At 71.7% G+C, this 22,496-nt stretch carries 20 protein-coding genes; 4 read left to right on the plus strand and 16 right to left on the minus strand.

Translation table 11 applies throughout. The features are described from left to right. The first annotated feature begins 62 nt into the window (after nt 1-62). Complete coding sequence (locus ACH4K4_RS15075) at nt 63-2,270, plus strand: ATP-binding protein (RefSeq protein ID WP_398167555.1); 2,208 nt, start codon at nt 63-65, stop codon at nt 2,268-2,270. 63 nt (nt 2,271-2,333) lie between these two features. On the opposite strand, the gene rpsD is transcribed toward ACH4K4_RS15075, so the two are convergent. Beyond that, on the minus strand, nt 2,334-2,945 hold the full coding sequence (gene rpsD, locus ACH4K4_RS15080; RefSeq protein ID WP_030023487.1) for a 30S ribosomal protein S4: 612 nt from the start codon (nt 2,943-2,945) through the stop codon (nt 2,334-2,336). 185 nt (nt 2,946-3,130) lie between these two features. Between rpsD and ACH4K4_RS15085 the strand changes: the two genes are divergently transcribed. Beyond that, nucleotides 3,131-3,889 carry a DUF2470 domain-containing protein gene (locus ACH4K4_RS15085; RefSeq protein ID WP_398168011.1) on the plus strand — a complete coding sequence of 253 codons (759 nt, stop codon included), beginning with the start codon at nt 3,131-3,133 and terminating at the stop codon, nt 3,887-3,889. Between the two features lie 46 nt (nt 3,890-3,935). Here ACH4K4_RS15085 and ACH4K4_RS15090 read toward each other — a convergent pair whose 3' ends face one another. From ACH4K4_RS15090 to ACH4K4_RS15110, 5 genes are all read right to left on the minus strand, one after another. Then, nucleotides 3,936-4,529, minus strand: a complete 594-nt coding sequence (locus tag ACH4K4_RS15090; RefSeq protein WP_398167557.1) for a DinB family protein — start codon at nt 4,527-4,529, stop codon at nt 3,936-3,938. Nucleotides 4,530-4,595: 66 nt separating this feature from the next. Next, complete coding sequence (locus ACH4K4_RS15095) at nt 4,596-5,951, minus strand: replication-associated recombination protein A (protein WP_398167559.1); 1,356 nt, start codon at nt 5,949-5,951, stop codon at nt 4,596-4,598. Between the two features lie 47 nt (nt 5,952-5,998). Continuing rightward, a complete protein-coding gene (locus ACH4K4_RS15100) occupies nt 5,999-6,643 on the minus strand; it encodes a vitamin K epoxide reductase family protein (protein ID WP_398167561.1) in 645 nt (214 codons plus the stop codon). Between the two features lie 209 nt (nt 6,644-6,852). Continuing rightward, complete coding sequence (hisS, locus tag ACH4K4_RS15105) at nt 6,853-8,115, minus strand: histidine--tRNA ligase (RefSeq protein WP_398167562.1); 1,263 nt, start codon at nt 8,113-8,115, stop codon at nt 6,853-6,855. 11 nt (nt 8,116-8,126) lie between these two features. Then, nucleotides 8,127-8,846 carry an MBL fold metallo-hydrolase gene (locus ACH4K4_RS15110; protein WP_398167563.1) on the minus strand — a complete coding sequence of 240 codons (720 nt, stop codon included), beginning with the start codon at nt 8,844-8,846 and terminating at the stop codon, nt 8,127-8,129. A gap of 155 nt (nt 8,847-9,001) precedes the next feature. On the opposite strand from ACH4K4_RS15110, the gene ACH4K4_RS15115 reads away from it, so the two are divergent. Both ACH4K4_RS15115 and ACH4K4_RS15120 read left to right on the plus strand, forming a co-directional pair. Then, nucleotides 9,002-9,826 carry a peptidylprolyl isomerase gene (locus ACH4K4_RS15115; protein WP_398167565.1) on the plus strand — a complete coding sequence of 275 codons (825 nt, stop codon included), beginning with the start codon at nt 9,002-9,004 and terminating at the stop codon, nt 9,824-9,826. A 251-nt stretch (nt 9,827-10,077) separates the two neighbouring features. Continuing rightward, entirely contained in the window at nt 10,078-11,307 is a 1,230-nt protein-coding gene (locus ACH4K4_RS15120) for a DUF349 domain-containing protein (protein WP_398167566.1), read from the plus strand. A gap of 75 nt (nt 11,308-11,382) precedes the next feature. Here ACH4K4_RS15120 and ACH4K4_RS15125 read toward each other — a convergent pair whose 3' ends face one another. The 10 genes from ACH4K4_RS15125 to pdxT all read right to left on the minus strand — a co-directional run bounded on the left by ACH4K4_RS15125 (nt 11,383) and on the right by pdxT (nt 22,496). Then, a complete protein-coding gene (locus ACH4K4_RS15125) occupies nt 11,383-13,893 on the minus strand; it encodes a RelA/SpoT family protein (protein ID WP_398167568.1) in 2,511 nt (836 codons plus the stop codon). Nucleotides 13,894-14,112: 219 nt separating this feature from the next. Then, a complete protein-coding gene (locus tag ACH4K4_RS15130; RefSeq protein WP_398167569.1) occupies nt 14,113-14,661 on the minus strand; it encodes an adenine phosphoribosyltransferase in 549 nt (182 codons plus the stop codon). Further along, entirely contained in the window at nt 14,658-15,797 is a 1,140-nt protein-coding gene (gene secF / locus ACH4K4_RS15135) for a protein translocase subunit SecF (RefSeq protein WP_398167570.1), read from the minus strand. The genes ACH4K4_RS15130 and secF overlap by 4 nt, the downstream gene beginning before the upstream one ends. Before the next feature lies 1 nt (nt 15,798). Then, a complete protein-coding gene (gene secD, locus ACH4K4_RS15140; RefSeq protein ID WP_398167571.1) occupies nt 15,799-17,574 on the minus strand; it encodes a protein translocase subunit SecD in 1,776 nt (591 codons plus the stop codon). Nucleotides 17,575-17,721: 147 nt separating this feature from the next. After that, nucleotides 17,722-18,267, minus strand: coding sequence for a preprotein translocase subunit YajC (gene yajC / locus ACH4K4_RS15145; protein WP_398167572.1), 546 nt, complete (start codon nt 18,265-18,267; stop codon nt 17,722-17,724). Nucleotides 18,268-18,429: 162 nt separating this feature from the next. Further along, complete coding sequence (gene ruvB / locus ACH4K4_RS15150; RefSeq protein WP_398168013.1) at nt 18,430-19,518, minus strand: Holliday junction branch migration DNA helicase RuvB; 1,089 nt, start codon at nt 19,516-19,518, stop codon at nt 18,430-18,432. Between the two features lie 141 nt (nt 19,519-19,659). Next, the gene (gene ruvA, locus ACH4K4_RS15155; RefSeq protein ID WP_398167574.1) at nt 19,660-20,280 is read right to left on the minus strand and encodes a Holliday junction branch migration protein RuvA; all 621 of its coding nucleotides are present in this window, start codon (nt 20,278-20,280) and stop codon (nt 19,660-19,662) included. Beyond that, on the minus strand, nt 20,277-20,900 hold the full coding sequence (gene ruvC, locus ACH4K4_RS15160) for a crossover junction endodeoxyribonuclease RuvC (protein ID WP_398167575.1): 624 nt from the start codon (nt 20,898-20,900) through the stop codon (nt 20,277-20,279). The genes ruvA and ruvC overlap by 4 nt, the downstream gene beginning before the upstream one ends. Nucleotides 20,901-21,052: 152 nt before the next feature. Then, nucleotides 21,053-21,805 (minus strand): YebC/PmpR family DNA-binding transcriptional regulator, encoded by a 753-nt coding sequence (locus tag ACH4K4_RS15165; RefSeq protein ID WP_030999447.1) that lies wholly within the window; start codon nt 21,803-21,805, stop codon nt 21,053-21,055. A 103-nt stretch (nt 21,806-21,908) separates the two neighbouring features. Further along, nucleotides 21,909-22,496 carry a pyridoxal 5'-phosphate synthase glutaminase subunit PdxT gene (pdxT, locus tag ACH4K4_RS15170; RefSeq protein WP_398167577.1) on the minus strand — a complete coding sequence of 196 codons (588 nt, stop codon included), beginning with the start codon at nt 22,494-22,496 and terminating at the stop codon, nt 21,909-21,911.

A 22,496-nucleotide genomic window follows, 5' to 3' on the forward strand; every position in this document is an offset into this window, starting at 1 on the left:
GCGCCCGGGTCCGCGCCGCGCGATTGTACGGTCCGCACCGCCACGAGTACGCTCCGTGTTCCATGCGACGCTTCACGCGCCCGGGCCCCGTGTCCTCCTCCGCCACGCGCCCGCGGGCGCCGGGCAACCTGCCGGCGGAGCTCAACCGGTTCGTCGGCCGGGACGGCGAACTGGCCGCGCTGGCCGGCCATCTGCGGTCCGCCCGGCTGGTGACGCTCACCGGGGTCGGCGGGGTCGGCAAGAGCAGGCTGGCCGCGCACGCGGCCGCGATCTTGCAGGATCGCTTCTGCGACGGGGCGTGGCTGGTCGAACTGTCCGCGCTGCACCATGGCCACCTGCTCGACCACGCGGTCGCCGAAGCACTGGGCCTCGCCGACCACACGGGCCGCCCGCCGCGCGCCGCGCTCGCCGCCCACCTCGCGGAACGCGAGCTGCTGCTCGTCCTGGACGGCCACGAGCACCTGGCCGAGGAGTGCGCCGCACTCGTCGCCGACCTGCTGCGGCGCGCTCCCGGCCTGCGGGTGCTGGCGGCGGGCCGGCGGCCGCTCGGCCTGCCCGGCGAACAGAACGTGCCGCTGCCGCCCATGGACGGCCGGGACGCGGCCGGCCTCTTCCTCGACCGGGCCGCGGCCGTGGTCCCCGGCTTCACCACGGGGAGCGCCGACGAGGCCGCCGTCGCCGAGCTGTGCCGCCGGCTGGACGGCATCCCGCTCGCGCTGGAGCTGGCGGCCGGACGGCTGCGCGCCCTGTCCGTCGAGCAGGTGCTGCACCGGCTCGGCGACCGCTTCCGGCTGCTGACCGGCGGCGCCCACAGCCCGGTGCCGCGCCACCAGACGCTCCGTACGACCATCGGCTGGAGCCACGAGCTGTGCACGCCCGCCGAACGGCTGCTGTGGGCGCGGCTGTCGGTCTTCGCCGGGCAGTTCGACCTGGACGCGGCGGAGTACGTCTGCTCGGGACACGACTTGCCGGCGGACGAACTGCTCGACGTCGTCACCGCGTTGGTGGCCCAGTCGGTGGTGGTGCGCGAGGAGACCCCGGCGGGCCTGCGCTACCGGATGCTGGACACCGTGCGGGAGTACGGCGCGGGCTGGCTGGAGGCGCTGGGCGACGCCGAGCGGCTGCGCCGGCGGCACCGCGACTGGTACGTGGGGCTGGCCACCTGGTGCGAGCTGGACTGGTTCAGCCCGCGGCAGGCCGAGGTCGCCGCCCGTATCGAGTGCGAACTGCCCAACCTACGGGTCGCGCTGGAGCACAGCCTCGACAGCTGCGGGGACGCCCACCTGGGCCAGTACCTGGCGGGGACGCTGTGGTTCTACTGGGCCGGCTGCGGCCGCCTCTCGGAAGGGCGGCACTGGCTCGACCGGTCGCTGGAGCTGGACGGCGAGCACGACCACGCGCGGCTGAAGGCGCTGTGGGTGGCCGGGTACGTGGCCGTCCTCCAGGGCGACGCGGCCGGCGCGGTGAGTTCGCTCCGGGAGTGCCGCGAGGAGGCGGAGCGCACAGGCAACGCCACCGCGGCCGCGTACGCCCTGCACCGCACCGGCTGCCTCGCGCTGGTCCGCGACGACATGCCGCGCGCCGAGGCGCTGCTGCGGGAGGCGCTCGCCCGCTACCGGGAGATCGGCGAACTCAACAGCAACGTGCTGATGGGGCAGGTCGAGCTGGCGATGGCGGTGGCGTTCCAGGGCGATCTCGCGCAGGCGGTACGGCTGTGCGAGGACGTACGGCAGGTCTGCGACGACCACGGCGAGCGGTGGACCCTGGCGTACGCGCTGTTCGTGCTGGCCTACGCGGCCTGGAGCCGCGGCGAGACGGTGCGGGCCCGGTCCCTGCTGGAGGAGTGCCTGGTCATCGACCACGCCTTCCACGACCTGCTGGGCGCGGTGCTCGCCATCGAACTGCTGGCGCTGGTCACGCTCGGCCAGGGGGACGCGGCGGAAGCCGCGCTGCTCCAGGGCGCGGCCGGGCGGATCTGGCCCTCGGTGGGGCTGCCGCTGTTCGGCTCGCGCTACTACAACCAGCCGCACCGGCTGTGCGAGGAGCAGGCGCGGGCACTGCTGGGGGCCGAGCGGTACGAGCGGTGCCTGCGGGCGGGCGCCCGGCTGGATCTGGACGCGGCGGTCGCCCGCGTCCTGGACGGCGGCGCGGAGGGCCGGCCGGACGCGGCGGACGTCGCCGGTCCGCGCGGCACGGCGCCGGGGCGGCCCCCGGAACGCAGCGAACCCGCCGCCTCCCCCACCGCGGACGGCGGGGAGACGACGGGCTGAGCACGCGGCGGTCTGCGCGCGCCGGGCGCGCGCGGACGGATCCGTGCGGTGACTGCGCCTGGCTTATCGGGCGTAGTACTCGACGACGAGCTGCTCGTCGCAGATCACCGGGATCTCCTTGCGCTGCGGGTCACGGTCCAGGCGGAACGCCAGGGCCTTGAGGTTGACCTGCAGGTAGCGGGGGGTCTCGCCGTCGGGGGCGTAGCCACCCTCGCGCGCGACCTGGAAGGGGTGCTTCTCGCGGCTGCGCTCGCGGACCATCACGACGTCGTCGGGACGGACGCGGAAGGACGGCTTGTCGACCTTGCGGTCGTTCACCGAGATGTGGCCGTGGACGACCATCTGCCGGGCCTGGTAGATCGTCCGGGCGATGCCCGAACGCAGGACGAGCGCGTCCAGACGGCGCTCAAGCTCGATGATCAGGGCCTCGCCCGTCTTGCCTTCGACCTTCCGAGCGCGGTCGTAGGCACGCGCCATCTGGCGCTCGCTGATGTCGTACTGCGCACGCAGGCGCTGCTTCTCCAGCAGACGGACCTTGTAGTCACTGTTCTGCTTGCGGCCACGGCCGTGCTCGCCGGGCGGGTAGGGACGGGCCTCGAAGTACTTGACGGCCTTCGGCGTCAGGGCGATGCCGAGAGCGCGCGACTTCTTGACCTTGGGACGCGACTGGTTCACGTGGAACGGACCTCCGTGTAGGTTAGGTTAGGCTTACCTTACTTCGAGGAGAACGCATGTTTCGACCTGGGATCCCCCTGCCCGGTGCTGGTCAGAGCACCGGGACGGGTCAGCCGCGTCCCGTGGAAGACGCCCAGCAGCCAGCAGCCGCCGAGCGCGTACGTACCCTCGTCGAGTCCAATGGTATGGCCTCGCTGAGCATCCCCGGAATCGAGGACCCCGACGACGCCGGACTCTCGTCTCCAGTATGCCGTACGGTCACCAGTGCTGGTGACGTGCTCCTCCTGGTCCCCGGGGACTCCGCGGCCGCCAGGGCCGCCGCCCACGCCCAGGACGACGACCTCACCGCGGTGATCGAGATCACCGACGTGGCACCCGTCTCGGTGCCCCACCGCATCCGCGGCCGGGCCTGGGTGGCCGGCTGGCTCACCCCCGTACGCAACGCGGACCGCGCCGGCGCCGCGATGCTGCTCGCCGAGCGGCACCCGGTCGGCGAGCTGCTCGGCATCGGCGAGGCGCTACAGCCGGACCCCCAGCCGGGCATGTTCGGGCGGCCCGCCTGGATGATGCTGCGCATGGAGGTCGGCGAGGCGGCCGTGGACGACCTGTGGGGCGCGCAGGCCGTCGAGCCCGAGGAGTTCGCCGCGGCCGAGCCCGACCCGCTCGCGGCCCACGAGACGGAGCTGCTCCAGCACCTGCACTCGGCCCACAGCGAACAGGTCCGCGGCCTGTGCACGCTGCTCGGCGACCGCTCGCGGCGCGTGTGCGACTTCCACGACCGGGCCGTGCCGGTGGCCTTGGACCGCTTCGGCCTGCGGGTGCGCTTCACCGACGCGGAGCACCGCTCCTTCGACGCCCGCTTCGACTTTCCCGAACCCGTACGCGACGTCGCCGAACTCCGGCGCGCGATGCACACCCTCTTCGACGCGGCGGCGTCCGGGTAGCGCGCCGCCGCGCCACGCCGCCGGGCGCCGGGCCGGGGGCGGCGGATCAGCCGCGGCCGCCGGCCTCCCGCGCCACCCGTTCCAGGCGCTCGCGGTACTCCTGCCACCACGACCGGTCGCCCGGCGCCATGTTGTCGTTGCCGGCCCGCGTCCCGACGGCCCCGTCGACCAGCTCCCGGACGATGTCGGCGTGACCGGCGTGCCGGTGGGTCTCGGCGATCACGTGCACCAGGACCTGGTGCAAGGTCACCTCGCGCCGTTCCTCGGGCCACCACCGGACGCTGCCCGCCGCGTCGAGGTCGAGCGCCGCGATCGTGTCGTCGGTGTGCCGCCACGCCCGCCGATACAGGGCGACGATCTGCTCGCGTGACTCGTCGGCGGTGGCCCACAGGTCCGCGTTGGGTTCGGCGGCCTCGTCGTCGACGGGCAGCGTCTCGCCGTGCGGCCGCCCGAAGGTGTCCCCGAAGTAGCCGAACTCCACCCCGGCGAGGTGCTTGACCAGGCCCAGCAGGTTGGTGCCGGTCGGCGTCAGCGGACGGCGTACGTCGTACTCCGTCAGCCCGTCGAGCTTCCACAGCAGGGCTTCGCGGGCGGCTTGCAGATAGCGCTGGAGGTCGGCCTTCGGCTTCGTTTCGATCATGCCGGGAGTTTTCCACCGGGCACGGCGCGCCGGAAGTGCTTTACGCAGGCCCTCCGCCGCGGCCGCTTACGGCTCCTCGCCGCGCAAGCGGCCCCGCACCCGCTCCGTCACGTCCGCGTAGCGCGCCTCGGCGCCGTACCTCGTCGGCTCGTAATACCGCTTGCCGTGCACCTCGTCCGGCGCGTACTGCTGGGCCGCGATGCCGCCCGGCAGGTCGTGCGGGTACTGGTAGCCCTTGCCGTGGCCCAGCTTCTCGGCGCCCTTGTAGTGGCTGTCGCGCAGGTGCGGCGGGACGGGGCCCGCGAGCCCGGCCCGTACATCCGCGAGGGCCGCGTCGATCGCGAGGTAGGCCGCGTTGGACTTGGGGGCCAGGGCCAGCGCGATCGTGGCCTGGCTGAGGGTGATGCGGGCCTCGGGGAAGCCGATCAGCGCGACGGCCTGGGCCGCGGCCACCGCGGTCTGCAGGGCCGACGGGTCGGCCAGCCCGATGTCCTCACTCGCCGAGATCATCAGCCGGCGGGCGATGAACCGCGGGTCCTCCCCCGCCTCGATCATCCGCGCCAGGTAATGCAGGGCCGCGTCCACGTCCGAGCCGCGGATGGACTTGATCAGGGCGCTGGCGACGTCGTAGTGCTGGTCGCCGGCCCGGTCGTACTTGACCGCGGCCCGGTCGACGGACTCCTCCAGCGTCTGGAGGGTGATCTCCTTCTCCCCCTTGGAGATCGCCGACCCGGCGCCGGCCTCCAGCGCCGTGAGCGCGCGGCGCGCGTCGCCGCCCGCGATGCGCAGCAGGTGCGCCTCGGTGTCCTCGGGCAGGGTGACCGCGCCGGCCAGCCCCCGCGCGTCCGTCAGCGCGCGCTTCAGCAGGCCGCGCAGGTCGTCGTCGGTGAGCGGTTCGAGCGTCAGCAGAAGCGAGCGGGAGAGCAGGGGGGAGATCACCGAGAAGTACGGGTTCTCGGTCGTGGCGGCGATCAGCGTCACCCAGCGGTTCTCCACGGCGGGCAGCAGGGAGTCCTGCTGGGCCTTGCTGAAGCGGTGGATCTCGTCGAGGAAGAGGACGGTCTCCTTGCCGTAGCCGCCGGAGGCGCGGCGGGCGCCGTCGATGACGGCCCGCACCTCCTTGACGCCGGCCGTGATCGCCGACAGCTCCACGAAGCGCTTGTTGGTGGCCTGGCTGACCACGTAGGCGAGCGTCGTCTTGCCGATGCCGGGCGGGCCCCACAGGAAGACGGAGGACGGCCCCGCGGGCCCGCCGCTGCCCTCGCCGACCAGGCGGCGCAGCGGCGATCCGGGCTTGAGCAGATGCTGCTGGCCGACCACCTCGTCGAGGGTGCGCGGACGCATCCGTACGGCGAGGGGCGACCCCGTGGGGTCTTTCTCCTGGCGGTCTTCGGCAGCGGCGGTGAACAGGTCGGGCTCCACGCTCGAAAGCCTATGTCACCCCACTGACAACGCCGCCGGGACGGGCCTCAGAGCAGCGAGTTCCAGTACGACCACCACTTGGTGAGGATCAGCAGCGCGATCACGCCGTACCAGAGCACCGGCACGACCCAGTGGAACTCCAGCACGGCCCTGCGCAGCCCCTCCGGGGCCGGGATGATGCCGTGCTTGAGGTTGTGCACGGTGGTGTACCAGAACATCAGGATCGTGACGCACCAGGTCAGCGTGCACCACAGGCACAGGGAGTTGATCACGTACAGGGACTGGGACATCAGCCACATGCAGAAGACGGCGCCGGCGAGGGTGCCGATGTTCAGACCGATCCAGTACCAGGCGCGGTAGCGGGCGCCCGCGAGCAGTCCGACGCCGATGCCGATGACCACGCCGAACGCGATGAGGCCGGCGACCGGGTTGGGGAAGCCGAAGACCTCGGCCTGCGGGCTCTGCATCACGCTGCCGCAGGAGACGATCGGGCTCAGGCTGCAGGCCGGCTTGAAGTTGGGGTCCTTCAGCAGCTCGATCTTGTCCATGGTGATCACCCAGGACGCGAGGAGGCCCAGCGCGCTGGTGATCACCAGCAGCCAGGCCAGGCCGCGTCCCGAGCCGGACGGGCCGCCGCGGCGGTCCGTGTGATCGTCGCCGGTGGACACGTCGTCAAGCGCTGTCGTCGTCATATCGCCGTTCCGTCGGTGCCTTGGGGAGTGAGCGGACGGCGCGTTCCAACCGGCGCGCGCCGGGCCCTCATTCTGCCCCAACCGGACACGTACCGACTGTTCGATGTGGATAAAGGCCCCCTTCCGAGCCACCGCGCACCTCGGCGGTGGGCAGCCGGAAGGGGGCCTTCGATACCCGGCGGCGGGCGTCCCGTAAAGGGGCCCGCGGGTCAGCCGAGCCTGCGGCGGACCTCTTCGACGACCGCGTCGAGCGCGACCGGGGTCTGCTCGCCGCTCTCCAGGTCCTTGAGCTGGACGACGCCTTCGGCCAGATCGCGTTCCCCGGCGACGACCGCGAGGCGCGCGCCGGAGCGGTTGGCGGACTTCATCGCGTTCTTCAGGCCCTTGCCGCCGTACGCGAAGTCGGTGGCGACGCCGGCCCGGCGCAGCTCCGTGACGGTGGCGAACAGCGTCCGGCGGGCCTCCTCGCCGAGCGGTACGGCGAACACGGCCGTGCTGGCGGGCAGTTCCAGCTCGACGCCCTCCGCCTCCAGCGCCAGGACCGTGCGGTCCACGCCGAGCGCCCAGCCGACCGAGGGCAGCGCGGGGCCACCGATCATCTCGGACAGGCCGTCGTAGCGCCCGCCGCCGCCGACCGCGGACTGCGAGCCGAGGCCGTCGTGGACGAACTCGAAGGTGGTGCGGGTGTAGTAGTCCAGGCCGCGCACCAGCTTGGGGTCGTCCTCGTAGGCGACGCCCGCCGCGGTCAGCAGCTCGCGCACCTGCTCGTGGTACGCCTTGCACGCCTCGCACAGGTGGTCGCGCAGCAGCGGCGCGCCCTCCAGCTGCTTCTGCACGTCGGCGCGCTTGTCGTCGAGCACCCGCAGCGGGTTGATGTCGATCCGGCGCCGGGTGTCCTCGTCCAGGTCGAGCCCGTACAGGAACTCCTGGAGGGCGGCCCGGTAGGCGGGGCGGCACTCCTTGTCGCCGAGCGAGTTGAGCAGGATGCGGAAGTTCCGCAGGCCCAGCGAGCGGTAGGCGTCGTCGGCCAGGATGATCAGCTCGGCGTCCAGCGCCGGGTCCTCGGCTCCGATGGCCTCGGCGCCGACCTGCGAGAAGTGGCGGTAGCGGCCCTTCTGCGGGCGCTCGTAGCGGTAGTACGAGCCGGAGTACCAGAGCTTGACGGGGAGGTTGCCGGCCTTGTGGAGGTTGGCCTCCAGGGCGGCGCGCAGCACGGAGGCGGTGCCTTCGGGGCGCAGCGCGAGCCGGTCGCCGCCCTTGGTCTCGAAGGCGTACATCTCCTTGGTCACGATGTCGGTGGACTCGCCGACACCGCGCGCGAACAGCTCGACGTTCTCGAAGCCGGGGGTCTCGACGTAGCCGTAGCCGGAGCGCTTGAGGGGTCCGGAGATCGCGTCGCGGACCGCCAGGTAGGTCGCGGACTGCGGGGGGATCAGGTCGTAGGTGCCCTTGGGGGCCTTGAAGGTGCTCACGGGGGTTCTCGTCACATTCCTCGTCGCGGAGCCGGGCGGTTCGGCGCGCCGTCTCCGAGGCCGGCGGCCACGTCCCGCAGGAACGGGTTGGTGGCGCGCTCGCGGCCGATGGTGGTCTGGGGGCCGTGGCCGGACAGCACCACGGTCTCGTCCTGGAGCGGCAGGCACACGCGCTCCAGCGACCGCAGTATCTCGGCGTGGTCGCCGCCCGGCAGGTCGGTGCGTCCGATGGAGCCGGCGAACAGCAGGTCGCCCGAGAAGAAGACCGAGGGAATGTCGGCCTGCTCGGGCATCCTGAAGGTCACCGACCCCTTGGTATGGCCCGGGGCGTGCGCGACGGAGAACTCCAGCCCGGCCAGCTCCAGCGTCGCGCCGTCGCCCAGCTCCTTGACGTCGTCCGGCTCCCCCACGGTCAGCTCGCCCATGAGCTGCTGCCCGATGGAGCGGCCGAGGGCCTTCTCCGGGTCGCTCATCATGTAGCGGTCCTCGGGGTGGATCCAGGCGGGCACGTCGTGCGCGCCGCACACCGGCACGACCGAGGCGACGTGGTCGATGTGGCCGTGGGTGAGGACGACGGCGACGGGCTTGAGCCGATGCTTCTTCAGCGCTTCCTCGACGCCCGGCGCGGCCTGGTGGCCCGGGTCGATGATCACGCACTCCTCGCCCGCGGCGGGGGCGACCAGGTAACAGTTGGTCCCCCAGGCCCCGGCGGGGAACCCGGCAATGAGCACGTTCGTCCTTAACGTTCGATGCGGCGGACAGACCACCGAAGGCGGTCCGGCGGATTTCGGCAGTTCCAGAGCCTACCGGCGGGACTCCCACGTGGGCGAACCCGTATACGGTACGGCCCACGGCCCACCTCAGCGCACCCCCTAGGAGAAGACCGGTGGTCAGCAGCGATCAGCGGCGGCGGCAGCTCGCCCGCGAGAAGTACGAGCGCCAGCGGCAGCGGCGGGAAGCGGCCCGGCGCAAGACCAAGCGCCGCAACGTGATCGTCGCGTCCGCCCTGGCGGTCGCCCTGGCGGCGGGCGCGGCCGCGTACGCCTCGGTCGGGCTGGCGGGCGGCGGCGACACCGCGGACGGCGCGGCGGCCTCGCCGGGCAAGGCGGCCGACCCCTGCGGCAAGCCGGCCCCGGGCGCGCCGTCCAAGGCGCGCTGGGACAAGGAGCCGGCGATGTCGGTCGACACCTCGGCGTCGTACGCGATGAAGCTCGAAACGACCTGCGGCGACATCGGCGTCAAGCTCGACGCCGCGAAGGCGCCGCACACCGTCAACTCCTTCGCCTTCCTGGCGGGCAAGGGCTTCTTCGACCACAGCAAGTGCCACCGGCTGGTCGACCAGGGCCTGTACGTGCTCCAGTGCGGCGACCCGACCGGCACCGGCTCGGGCACCCCCGGCTACACGATCCCGGACGAGAACCTGAAGGACCCGAAGCTCAAGGGCAACGTCTACCCGGCGGGCACGGTCGCGATGGCCAACCGCTACGACGGCAAGAGCGACAAGACCCGCAACAGCGGCGGGAGCCAGTTCTTCCTGGTCTACCAGGACAGCGAGCTGCCGCCGAACTACACGCCCTTCGGGACCGTCACGGAGGGCATGGACGTACTGAAGAAGATCGCCGCGGCGGGTTCGACCTACGACCCGACGACCAGGAACACCGCCCCGAACGCGACGGTCGTCATCGACCGGGCGACCGTGCGGAAAACCTGACTCCGCGCGCCCCGGGCACGCCGGAGGCGCCGCCGCGGTGTGCGAACCGCGAAATTTCGGTCGCGCTGGATGCGGACAGCCGACCCGCCGGTCGCCTAGATTGGCGTTGTGTAGGGTGCCTGCTCCGACGGCTGCCACCCGCACCCGCAAGACACCCGTCGGACCGGCCGGGGCGCTGCCCCGCCGGACAGAAACTGTGGACGATGCCGGGGGGCGACTCGCTCCGGTCGGCATCATGTGGAGGAGGCGCTGTGAGCAGCGACCCATGGGGCCGCGTCGACGAGACGGGGACCGTGTACGTGCGTACATCCGACGGCGAGCAGGTCGTCGGTTCGTGGCAGGCGGGAACCCCCGAAGAGGCCCTCGCCTACTTCGAGCGCAAGTATGAGGGCCTGGTCGTCGAGATCGGCCTCCTCGAACGGCGGGTCAAGACCACCGACCTGTCGGCCAAGGACGCGACGGCCGCGATCGACCATCTGCGGCAGCAGGTGGACGAGCACCACGCGGTGGGCGACCTGGAAGCGCTGCGCAAGCGGCTGGACCAGCTCGTCGGCGATGTCGAGGCGCGCCGCGAGGAGCGCAAGGCGCAGAAGGCGCGGCAGAGCGACGAGGCCCGGCAGGCCAAGGAGAAGCTGGTCGCCGAGGCCGAGGAGCTGGCGGCCAGCGAGCAGTGGCGGGCGGCCGGCGAGCGGCTGCGCGCGCTGGTGGACACCTGGAAGGGCCTGCCGCGCCTGGACCGCAAGGCGGACGACGAGCTGTGGCACCGCTTCTCGCACGCCCGCTCGGCGTTCTCCAAGCGGCGCAAGGCGCACTTCGCCTCGCTGGACGCCCAGCGCGAGGAGGCCCGCAAGACCAAGGAGCGGCTGGTCGCCGAGGCCGAGGCGCTGTCCGGCTCGACGGACTGGGGGCCCACCGCGGCCCGTTACCGCGAGCTGATGGCGGACTGGAAGGCGGCGGGCCGCGCCCAGCGCGAGCACGAGGACGACCTGTGGAACCGCTTCCGCGGCGCCCAGGACGTCTTCTTCCAGGCGCGCGGCGAGGTGTTCGCGGAGCGCGACGCCGAGCAGCGGGAGAACCTGACGCGCAAGGAGGAACTGGTCGCCGAGGCCGAGAAGCTGCTGCCCGTCTCGGACCTGAAGGCGGCGCGCGCCGCCTTCCGTTCGATCAACGAGCGGTGGGAGGCCATCGGGCACGTGCCGCGGGACGCCCGCCCGAAGATCGAGGGCCGGATGCACGCGGTCGAGCGCGCCATCCAGGAGTCCGAGGAGGCCGAGTGGCGGCGCACGAACCCGGAGGCGCGAGCGCGTGCCGCGGGTCTGACCGGGCAGCTCCAGGACGCGGTCGACAAGCTGCAGAAGCAGATCGACGCGGCGCGCGCGGCCGGTAACGACGCCAAGGCCGACAAGCTCGCGCGCGAGCTGGAGGGCCGGCAGGCGCTGCTGGACCAGGCGCTGAAGGGCCTGGAGGAGTTCGGCGGCTGAGGCAGGCCGGCACGTCGCATCACGAAGGGCCCGGTACGGACGTCCGTACCGGGCCCTTCGTGCGTGGTCGTGACGTCACGGCCGGCGCGCCGACGTCACCCGGTACACGTCGTAGACGCCCTCCACGCTCCGTACGGCCTTCAGGACGTGCCCGAGGTGCTTCGGGTCGCCCATCTCGAAGGTGAAGCGCGAGGTGGCCACCCGGTCGCGGGAGGTCTGGACGGCCGCGGACAGGATGTTGACGTGCTGGTCGGACAGGATGCGGGTGACGTCCGACAGCAGCCGGGACCGGTCCAGCGCCTCGACCTGGATGGCGACCAGGAAGACCGAGGACTGGGTGGGCGCCCACTCGACGTCGAGGATGCGCTCCGGCTGCTTGGACAGCGAGTCGACGTTGACGCAGTCGGCGCGGTGCACCGAGACGCCGTTGCCGCGGGTGACGAAGCCGATGATCGGGTCGCCCGGCACCGGCGTACAGCAGCGGGCCAGCTTCACCCACACGTCCTCGACGCCCTTGACCACCACGCCCGGGTCGGCGCTGGAGCGCCGCTTGGAGCGCGGCCTGATCGGCGTGGACTCGGCGATGTCCTCGGTCGCCTCGTCCTGCCCGCCGAGCGCCTGGACCAGCTTCTGCACGACGCTCTGCGCGGTGACGTGGCCCTCGCCGATGGCGGCGTACAGGGACGAGATGTCGGGGTAGCGCATCTCGTGCGCGAGGGTGACCAGCGAGTCGCCGGTCAGGATGCGCTGGATCGGCAGGTTCTGTTTGCGCATCGCGCGGGCGATGGCGTCCTTGCCCTGCTCGATGGCCTCGTCGCGGCGCTCCTTGGAGAACCAGGCGCGGATCTTGTTGCGGGCGCGCGGCGACTTGACGAAGCCGAGCCAGTCCCGCGACGGGCTGGCGCCGGGTGCCTTGGAAGTGAAGACCTCCACGAGGTCGCCGTTGTCCAGGGTCGATTCGAGCGGTACGAGCCGTCCGTTGACGCGGGCGCCTATGGTCCGGTGGCCGACCTCCGTGTGGACCGCGTAGGCGAAGTCCACGGGGGTGGCGCCGGCGGGCAGCGCTATCACGTCGCCCTTCGGCGTGAAGACGAAGACCTCGTTGCGGGACAGGTCGAAGCGCAGCGACTCCAGGAACTCGCCCGGGTCCTCGGTCTCCTTCTGCCAGTCCAGCAGCTGGCGCAGCCACGCCATGTCGTTGACTGTGTCTTGACCGTCGGCCTTGTTCTTCGGCACGTCGGTACGCACCTTGGACGCGCCGGCGACGGCCTCCTGCTTGTACTTCCAGTGCGCGGCGATGCCGTACTCCGCGCGCCGGTGCATGTCGAACGTGCGGATCTGCAGCTCGACGGGCTTGCCGCTGGGGCCGATCACGGTCGTGTGCAGCGACTGGTACATGTTGAACTTGGGCATCGCGATGTAGTCCTTGAACCGGCCGGGGACCGGATTCCATCGCGCGTGCACGGTGCCCAGGGCGGCGTAGCAGTCCCGGACGGTGTCCACCAGGACACGAATGCCCACCAGGTCGTAGATCTCGGCGAAGTCACGGCCCCGCACGATCATCTTCTGGTAGACGCTGTAGTAGTGCTTGGGCCGCCCGGTGACGGTGGCCTTGATGCGGGCCGCGCGCAGGTCGGCCTGGACCTCGTCGGTCACTATGGCCAGGTACTCGTCGCGCTTGGGGGCGCGCTCGGCGACGAGCCGCACGATCTCGTCGTACATCTTGGGGTAGAGGATCGCGAAGGCGAGGTCCTCCAGCTCCCACTTGATGGTGTTCATGCCCAGGCGGTGCGCCAGCGGAGCGTAGATCTCCAGCGTCTCGCGGGCCTTCTTCTCCTGTTTCTCCCGCTTCAGGTAGCGCATCGTGCGCATGTTGTGCAGCCGGTCGGCGAGCTTGATGACCAGGACGCGCGGGTCCTTGGCCATCGCCACGACCATCTTGCGCACGGTCTCGGCCTGCGCGGCCTCGCCGAACTTGACCTTGTCCAGCTTGGTGACGCCGTCGACGAGCAGCGCGACCTGGTCGCCGAAGTCGCGGCGCAGGGTGTCCAGGCCGTACTCGGTGTCCTCGACGGTGTCGTGCAGCAGGCCCGCCATGAGGGTCGCCGGGTCCATGCCCAGCTCGGCGAGGATGGTGGTGACCGCGAGCGGGTGGGTGATGTACGGGTCGCCGCTCTTGCGCTTCTGGCCGCGGTGCCAGCGCTCGGCGACCTGGTAGGCGCGCTCGACCTGCCGGAGGGTGGCGGTCTCGATCTTCGGGTCGTTGCTGCGCACGATCCGCAACAGCGGTTCCAGGACCGGGTTGTACGGGCTCTGCCGCTGCACGCCCAGGCGGGCCAGGCGGGCCCGTACCCGGTTCGAGGAGCCGGTGCGGCCGGTGTAGACGGGCGGCGTGGGCTTGGCGGCCGGTACGGGGGACGCGGCAGGCCGGACGGCGGGCGGCTGGGACTTCGGCACACCGGTGCCCTCGCTCTTGCCGGGCGCACCCGAGGCAGCCGCGTCCGCGGGGCCGGGCCGGTCCGGATGGGCGGACTGCGACGCCCCCGGGCGGAGTCCGGGAGAAAGCGGCTGGGCCTCGTCTGGCAAGAGCACTCCTCAAAGGGGGTCCGGACCACAAGACCACGAACGGGTCGGGCTGCCATGGTATCGACCTCGGCGCCGCGGCTCTCCCACAGCCGAACGGTCCGTACATGACAGCAAAAGGGCACCCGGGTTTGTTCCGGATGCCCTTTTACTCGCTTTTTGCGGAATTTCGATCATACGGACGCGGTACGGACACCCTGCGGACGGCACTTCCGCGCTCGCTCAGACCGTGATCAGAGCCTCCAGCGGAGCGCCCTTCAGGTCCGCCTCCAGCCGCTCCCGGCCGGCCAGGAAGCCCAGCTCCATCAGGACCGCCACGCCCACCACCTCGGCCCCGGCGCGGCGGACGAGCCGCAGCGACGCGTCTGCCGTGCCGCCGGTGGCCAGCACGTCGTCGATCACCAGCACCCGGTCGCCGGGCTTGAAGGCGTCGGCGTGCACCTCGATCTCGGCCGTGCCGTACTCCAGGTCGTACGCCTGGCGGAGCGTCGTGCCGGGCAGCTTGCCCGCCTTGCGTACGGGCACGAACCCGGCACCGGCCCGTACGGCCACCGGAGCGGCCAGGATGAACCCGCGCGCCTCCAGGCCCACGACCTTGTCCACGTCGTACCGCTCGCACATACCGGCGAACGCGTCGGTCAGCGCGCCGAAGGCGGCCGGGTCGGCCAGCAGCGGCGTGATGTCCTTGAAGACCACCCCCGGCTTGGGGTAGTCCGGCACGTCGGCGATCCGGCTGAGCAGCAGCTCCCGCAGGCCGTCGGGGGCGCTCATCGGCGCTTGCCCGACGGACGGCCGCGGTCACGGGACGCGGGCCGGCCGCGCCGGCCGGCCGCGGAACTGCCGGCCGGCGTCGCGTCGTCCGCGTCCTGCGGCCCGGCCCCCTCCACGGCGTCCTGCGCGGCGGTGTCCCCCTGCTCCTGCGACTCGCCCTTGGCGGCGGCCGAGGCGCGCTTGGCACGCACCCGCTTGGCCAGCGCCTTCATCGCCGGGTCGCGCTCCTTGAAGTCGGCGACCAGCGGCGTCGCGATGAAGATCGAGGAGTAGGCGCCGGCGGCGAGGCCGACGAACAGCGCGAGCGAGATGTCGTTGAGCATTCCGGCGCCGAGCACACCACCGCCGACGAAGAGCAGCCCGGCGACCGGCAGCAGCGCCACGACCGTGGTGTTGATGGACCGCACCAGGGTCGAGTTGATGCTGCGGTTGGCCATCTCGCTGAAGGTGAAGCGGGTCTGCTTCCCGATGTCCTTGGACATCTCCTTCAGGCTGTCGAAGACCACGACGGTGTCGTAGAGGGAGTAACCGAGAATCGTCAGCAGACCGATGACGGTACCCGGGGTGACCTCGAAGCCGACCAGCGCGTACACACCGACCGTGATCGTCAGGTCGTGGATGAGCGCGATCAGGGCGGCCAGCGCCATTCTCCACTCGAAGGCGATGGCCAGGTAGATCACCACCAGGACCATGAAGACGCCCAGGCCCAGCCAGGCCTTGTTGGCGATCTCCTCGCCCCAGCTGGGGCCGACGAGCTGGGTGTTGATGTCCTTGACCGGGACGTTCAGGTCCTTGGCCAGGGCCTCCTGCACCGGCAGCGACTGCTGGGTGTCCAGCTCGCTGATCTGGATGCGCAGGCTGCCGTTGCCGAGCTTCTGCACCGTGGCCTGGTGGCCCTCGGCCGCGGCCTCGGCCCGGTGCTCCGCCTCCGTGGCGGAGACGCTGGTCTTCGGCGTGGTGAAGACCGCGCCGCCGGAGAACTCGATGCCCATGTTCAGGCCGCGCACCGCCAGGCCGACGATGGCCGTGATGGTGATCAGGATCGAGATGCCGTACCAGATCTTCCGCTTGCCGATGAAGTCGTAACCGACCTCACCGCGGTAGAGCCTGGCGCCGATGTTGCCGAGCTTCGACATCTCACGCCTCCTTCGTCTCGGTGGGGGCGGTGGTGCGACGGCGGCGCAGCGGCGGCTTGGCGCCCAGGCGCTTGGGGTCCAGGCCGGACCAGGGGTGGCCGTTGGCGAAGAACTTGCGCCGGGCCAGCATCGTCATCAGCGGCTTGGTGAAGAAGAAGACCACCACGACGTCGAGGAGGGTGGTCAGGCCCAGCGTGAACGCGAAGCCCTTGACCTTGCCGACGGTGACGATGAACAGCACGAACGCGGCCAGGAAGGACACGAAGTCGGAGACCAGGATCGTGCGCCGGGCCCGCGGCCAGCCGCGTTCGACGGCCGGGCGCAGCGTGCGGCCCTCGCGGATCTCGTCCCTGATGCGTTCGAAGTACACGATGAAGGAGTCGGCCGTGATGCCGATGGCGACAATGGCGCCGCAGACGGCCGGCAGGTTCAGCGCGAAGCCGATGGCCGGGCCCAGCAACGTCATGATCGTGTACGTGAGGACCGCGGAGACCGCGAGGCTCGCCAGCGCGACCAGCGCCAGGCCCCGGTAGTACGCGACCAGGTAGACGACGACCAGCGCGAGGCCGATGGCGCCCGCGATCAGGCCCGCCTGGAGCTGCTCGCCGCCGAGCGCCGCGGTGACGGTGGTCTCGTCGGCGATTTTGAAGGAGAGCGGCAGGGCGCCGTAGGACAGCATGTTCGCCAGGTCCTCGGCGGTCTGCTGGGTGAAGCCGCCGGAGATGGTGGCGCTGCCGCCGTTGAGCTGCTGGCTGACCCGCGGGTCGGAGACGACCGCGCCGTCCAGCACGATGGCGAACTGGTTCTGCGGCTGGGTCTTGGCGGCCAGCTTGCCGGTGATGTCGGCGAACTTCTTGCCGCCGGCGCCGGTGAAGTCCATCTGGACGATCCAGCCCTGGCCCTGCTGGCTGTCGAAGACCGCGGAGGCGTCCTTGACGTCGGTGCCCTCGACGGCGACCGGGCCCAGCACGTACTTCTGCGAACCGTCGTCCTTACAGGCCACGACCGGCTCGCTCGGCTTGACGCCGGCGGCCTTCTCGCCGGCCTCGGCGCGCGACTGCTTGGTGGAGCAGTCCAGGTCGGCGAGCTGCTTCTGCAGCGCGGCCGGGATCTCGTCGGCGCTCGCGGAGGGCTGCGGCGACGGGCTGCCGCTCGGTGCGGGCGAGGTGCTGCCGGACGCCGTCGGCGTGTCGGACGGGCCCTTCTTGAGGGCGCTGGTCACGGCGCGGCCCTGGGTGGTGGAGCTCGCGGACGGCTTCGCGGACGGCTTGTCGTCCTTCTTGCCGTCGTCACCCTTCTTGCCGTCGTCGCCCTTGCCGCTGCTCGCGGAGGGGCTGGGGCTCGGGGTCGTCGACGGCGTCTTGGTGCCTGCGGTGGTGGTCAGCACCGGCCGGAAGCCGAGCTGAGCGGTGGTACCGACCTGCTGGCGGGCCTGCTTCGCGTCCGTCCCCTTGGGGATGTTGACGACGATGTGGTTGGTGCCCTGGGTCTGGACCTCGGCCTCGGACACACCGAGACCGTTGACCCGCCGCTCCATGATGCCCGCGGCGGTGTTCATGTTGGTCTCGTTGATCGCGTTGGGCTTGCCGGGCTGGTTGCGGGCCTCCAGCGTGAAGCTGGTACCGCCCGCGAGGTCGATGCCCAGCCGGGGCGTCGACGTGCCGGAGATGAACATCCCTCCGACCAGCGCCACCATGGCGATCAAGATCAGGACCAGGGTACGCCCCGGCCTTCCCTGGCCCCCAGGAGACCTGCGGCCCTTTTTCGGTGCTGCCACCTTCTCGTATCTCCCTGTCCAACCACCCGGTCTGGTGCTGCCGAGCGGCCACGAAGTGTAGTGGGGACGTGCCCCCGCCGGAGCCTAGACCGTCCCGGAACCGCGGTGCACCGTCTGGGAGGTGCTCCGCGGTTCCGTCGGGGGTGGCTACTTCGCGTCGGCGCTGCCGTCCTTCTTGTCGGCCTTGTCGGCCTTGACGTCCTTGTCGGCCTGCGCGGCGCTCGCGGCGTCGTCGCCCTTGGCGTCCTCGGCGTCCTTGGCGTCGGCCGCGGTGGCGCCGGCGTCGGCCTTGCCGAGGTCGGTCTTCGGCTTCTCCAGGTTCGCGGGCTGGTCGGCCTGCTCGGCCGGGGCGGCGTCCGCGGTCAGCGAGGAGGCGTCGTCCGGAACGACCGCGCCGCCGTCCTTCGACTCGGCGCCGTCGAGGATGCGGTTGTACTCCTCGTCGGGGAGGACGGCGCCGACCGCGTTCTTCGCGTAGAGGGCATGCACGCCGGGGGCGACCTCAAGGAGGACGGTGTCTTCGTGGATCTCCTTGACGGTGGCGTACATGCCCCCAATCGTCCGGATGCCGGTGCCGGGCTGCATCTCGTTGCGCATCTGCTGCGCCGCCTGCTGCTTCTTCTTCGCAGACCGGGTCATCAGGAACATGGCCCCGATGAGGACGATGAAGGGGAGGAGAGTCACGATACTCACGGGACGGAAATCCTTCGCACGACCGCGGCTCGGCGGTCTGATATACGGGGGTGGGAATGCCGGACCATACGGTCGGCATCGGCGGAGTCTAAGCGAGTCCGCACCGGTGGAACAACGCCCAGCATGGCACCGCAGTTCCTGACCCGGCGAGTCCCCGCGCCGTCACGTCCCGAAGAGCCCCTGCTGTCCGCCGCCCGGGACCTGCGGCTGGGGCGGTGTGAGACCCAGGTGGGCCCACGCCGCCGGGGTGGCGATCCGGCCGCGGGGAGTACGGGCCAGCAGCCCTTCCCGCACGAGGAACGGCTCGGCCACCTCCTCCACCGTCTCGCGCTCCTCCCCCACGGCCACCGCCAGCGTGGACAGGCCCACGGGGCCGCCGCCGAACAGCTTGAGCAGCGCGGTGAGCACCGCGCGGTCCAGGCGGTCCAGGCCGCGGGCGTCGACCTCGTAGACGTCCAGGGCCTGCGAGGCGGTCTCGCGGGTGATCACGCCGTCGGCCTTGACCTGCGCGTAGTCGCGGACGCGGCGCAGCAGCCGGTTGGCGATGCGCGGGGTGCCGCGGGAGCGCCCGGCGATCTCCGCGGCGCCGTCGGCTTCTATGTGCACGTCGAGCAGCCCGGCGGAGCGGTGGATGACGCGTTCCAGTTCGCCCGGAGCGTAGAACTCCATGTGGCCGGTGAAGCCGAAGCGGTCGCGCAGCGGCGGCGGCAGCAGGCCGGCCCGGGTGGTGGCGCCGACCAGGGTGAAGGGCGGCAGCTCCAGGGGGATGGCGGTGGCGCCGGGGCCCTTGCCGACGATGACGTCGACGCGGAAGTCCTCCATGGCCATGTAGAGCATTTCCTCGGCGGGCCGGGACATCCGGTGGATCTCGTCGAGGAAGAGCACCTCGCCCTCCTGGAGGGAGGACAGGATCGCCGCCAGGTCGCCGGCGTGCTGGATGGCGGGGCCCGAGGTGATGCGGATCGGGGCGCCCATCTCGGCGGCGATGATCATGGAGAGGGTGGTCTTGCCCAGGCCGGGAGCGCCGGAGAGCAGGACGTGGTCGGCCGTGGCGCCGCGGGCGCGGGCCGCGCGCAGCACCAGGTCGAGCTGCTCGCGCACCCGCTCCTGGCCCACGAACTCCTCCAGGTCCTTGGGCCGCAGCGCGGCCTCGACCGCGGTGTCCTCGCCGTCCGCGTCGGGCCCGACCAGCCGGTCGGCCGTACCGCCCGGCTGGCCGCCCGCGGTCTCGGTGGGCTCGTCCCAGTTCACTGCGTCCTGCCTCACGTGGTCGTATCGGCGCTACCGGCCGACGTCGCGTCGTGCTTCTTCTGGTCTGCCGCTTCCGCGGTCGTTACGGTCCAGGCCGTCAAGGGTGCCGGGGGCCCGGCCTCCTTTGCCGTCCCGGGCAGCTCATCTGGCCCGGTTCAGCGTCTGCAGGGCGGCCTTGAGCAGCTGCGACACCTGCGGCGCCCCACCCGCGGCGACGGCCGCCTCGGCCTGCGGCGCGACGGCGGCCACCGCCTCGTCGGCCTCCCGCGTCGCGTAGCCGAGGCCGAGCAGCGCGGCGTGCAGCTGGTCGCTCCACCCGGCGCTCACCGCGCTGCCGACGCCCGCGCCGCCCGTGCCGACGGGCGCGCCGAGCCGGTCCTTCAGCTCCAGCAGCAGCTTCTGCGCGCCCTTCTTGCCGATGCCGGGCACGGCCGTGAGCGTCTTCTCGTCACCGTTGGCGACGGCCAGGCGCAGCGTGTCGGGAGAGTGCACCGCGAGCATGGCCTGGGCCAGGCGCGGGCCCACTCCGCTGGCGGTCTGGAGCAGTTCGAACGTCTGCCGCTCGTCGTCGTCGGCGAAGCCGTACAGGGTCAGTGAATCCTCCCGTACGACGAGAGAGGTGGCCAGCTTGGCCTGCTGGCCGACGCGCAGCCCGGACAGGGTGCCCGGGGTGCACTGCACGGCCATGCCGACGCCGCCGACCTCGACGACGGCGGTGTCCGGTGCCAGGGCCGCGACCGGGCCGGAGACGAAGGCGATCATCGGGTGGTGCCCTTCTGGGGTGCCCCGGGCCGCGGCCCGGGTGCGGTTGCGGGAGTACGTCGGACGGGGGCGGGCGCCGGACGGGCGCGGGCGGCCACGGCCTGCTGGAGCCGGTTGGCGGCGTGCGCCTGCTGGAGCCGGTTGACGGCGGGGGCGCGCCAGATGTGGCAGATGGCCAGCGCCAGCGCGTCCGCCGCGTCGGCCGGCTTGGGCGGGGCGTCCAGCCTGAGCAGGCGGGTGACCATCGCGCCGACCTGCGCCTTGTCCGCGCGGCCCGAGCCGGTCACGGCGGCCTTGACCTCGCTGGGGGTGTGCAGCGCCACGGGCAGGCCGCGGCGCGCCGCGCACAGCATGGCGACCGCGCTGGCCTGGGCGGTGCCCATGACCGTACGGACGTTGTGCTGGCTGAAGACCCGCTCGACGGCGACGCAGTCGGGCCGCTGCTCGTCGAGCCACTGCTCGATGCCGCGCTCGATGAGCACCAGGCGGTGCGCGATGTCCGCGTCGGCGGGCGTCCGTACGACGCCGACGCCGGCCATCGTCAGCGGGCGGCCAGCGACGCCGTCGACCACGCCGACACCGCAGCGCGTCAGCCCCGGGTCCACCCCCAGCACCTTCATCGGCCGCTCCCCACTTCTCCCCTTGGCCCCACTGCCGTGTCCGGGGCTCGAACCCCTGACCAGCACAGTATCGGCCGCCACTGACAACGCAGGACGGGCCGGCGGGGTGTGTCCCCGCCGGCCCGTCCGCCGCCGCAGCAGTCGGCCGCGCGTCAGGCGTCGACCTTGGCCATGACCTCGTCCGACACGTCGAAGTTGGCGAAGACGTTCTGCACGTCGTCGCTGTCCTCCAGCGCGTCGACCAGCTTGAAGATCTTGCGCGCGCCCTCTTCGTCCAGCTCGACCTGCATGGTCGGCACGAAGTTGGTGTCGGCCGAGTCGTAGTCGATGCCCTCCTTCTGGAGAGCGGTGCGGACCGCGACCAGGTCGGTGGCCTCGCTGAGCACCTCGAAGGACTCACCGAGGTCGTTGACCTCCTCGGCACCCGCGTCCAGGACCGCGCCGAGCACGTCGTCCTCGGACAGCTCGCCCTTGGGGACGATCACCACGCCCTTGCGGTTGAACAGGTACGAGACCGAACCCGGGTCCGCCATCGAACCGCCGTTGCGGGTCATGGCGACACGGACGTCCGAGGCGGCGCGGTTGCGGTTGTCGGTGAGGCACTCGATGAGCACCGCGACACCGTTGGGGCCGTAACCCTCGTACATGATCGTCTCGTAGTCGGCGCCGCCGGCCTCCAGGCCCGCGCCGCGCTTGACCGCGGAGTCGATGTTCTTGTTCGGCACCGAGCTCTTCTTCGCCTTCTGGATGGCGTCGAAGAGGGTCGGGTTGCCATCGACGTCGGCGCCGCCGGTGCGGGCCGCGACCTCGATGTTCTTGATCAGCTTCGCGAAGAGCTTGCCGCGCTTGGCGTCGATCACGGCCTTCTTGTGCTTCGTCGTAGCCCATTTAGAGTGGCCGGACATCCGCCTGTCTCCTTCGCGTAACCAGATTGAGAAACGAACGCCACAGATCCTACCGGGACGGGATCGGGCCGCCGCACACACGGCGGCCGACCCGCGGCGGACCCTACGCGCCGCGCACCATGCCGACGAAGTACGCGTGCACCCGGTGGTCGCCGGTGAGTTCCGGATGGAAGGACGTGGCGAGGACGTTACCTTGCCGGACCGCCACCGTGTGCCCGTCGTACGACGCCAGTACCTCGGCGGCGGCGCCCGTCGACTCCACCCAGGGCGCCCGGATGAAGACGCCCTCGACCGGTCCGCCCCCGATCCCGGCGACCTCCACCGCCGCCTCGAAGGACTCGTTCTGCCGCCCGAAGGCATTCCGGCGCACGATCATGTCGATGCCGCCCAGCGTCTCCTGGTCGGCGCGCCCGTCCAGCAGCTTGTCGGCCAGCATGATCATGCCCGCGCAGGTGCCGTAGACCGGCCTGCCGGAGCGCACGAAGGCGCGCAGCGGCTCCAGCATCCCGAAGACGACCGCCAGCTTCGACATGGTCGTCGACTCGCCGCCCGGTATGACCAGGCCGTCCAACTCGTCCAGTTCCTCGGGCCGGCGCACCGGCCTGGCCAGGGCGTCCGCCGTGGCCAGCGCCGTCAGGTGCTCGCGCACATCGCCCTGGAGGGCCAGCACGCCGATGGTGGGGGTCGTCAT

Source organism: Streptomyces sp. NPDC017529, from assembly GCF_044329785.1.
Taxonomy (GTDB): domain Bacteria; phylum Actinomycetota; class Actinomycetes; order Streptomycetales; family Streptomycetaceae; genus Streptomyces.

What these genes read in the sequence shown, in the direction of transcription:
- ACH4K4_RS15075 (WP_398167555.1), top strand. Translation starts at nt 63, where the DNA reads ATGCGACGCTTCACGCGCCCGGGCCCCGTGTCCTCCTCCGCCACGCGC.
- ACH4K4_RS15085 (WP_398168011.1), top strand. Translation starts at nt 3,131, where the DNA reads ATGGCCTCGCTGAGCATCCCCGGAATCGAGGACCCCGACGACGCCGGA.
- ACH4K4_RS15090 (WP_398167557.1), bottom strand. Translation starts at nt 4,529, where the DNA reads ATGATCGAAACGAAGCCGAAGGCCGACCTCCAGCGCTATCTGCAAGCC.
- ACH4K4_RS15100 (WP_398167561.1), bottom strand. Translation starts at nt 6,643, where the DNA reads ATGACGACGACAGCGCTTGACGACGTGTCCACCGGCGACGATCACACG.
- ACH4K4_RS15130 (WP_398167569.1), bottom strand. Translation starts at nt 14,661, where the DNA reads ATGAGCGCCCCCGACGGCCTGCGGGAGCTGCTGCTCAGCCGGATCGCC.
- secF (WP_398167570.1), bottom strand. Translation starts at nt 15,797, where the DNA reads ATGTCGAAGCTCGGCAACATCGGCGCCAGGCTCTACCGCGGTGAGGTC.
- ruvA (WP_398167574.1), bottom strand. Translation starts at nt 20,280, where the DNA reads ATGATCGCCTTCGTCTCCGGCCCGGTCGCGGCCCTGGCACCGGACACC.
- ruvC (WP_398167575.1), bottom strand. Translation starts at nt 20,900, where the DNA reads ATGAAGGTGCTGGGGGTGGACCCGGGGCTGACGCGCTGCGGTGTCGGC.
- ACH4K4_RS15165 (WP_030999447.1), bottom strand. Translation starts at nt 21,805, where the DNA reads ATGTCCGGCCACTCTAAATGGGCTACGACGAAGCACAAGAAGGCCGTG.
- pdxT (WP_398167577.1), bottom strand. Translation starts at nt 22,496, where the DNA reads ATGACGACCCCCACCATCGGCGTGCTGGCCCTCCAGGGCGATGTGCGC.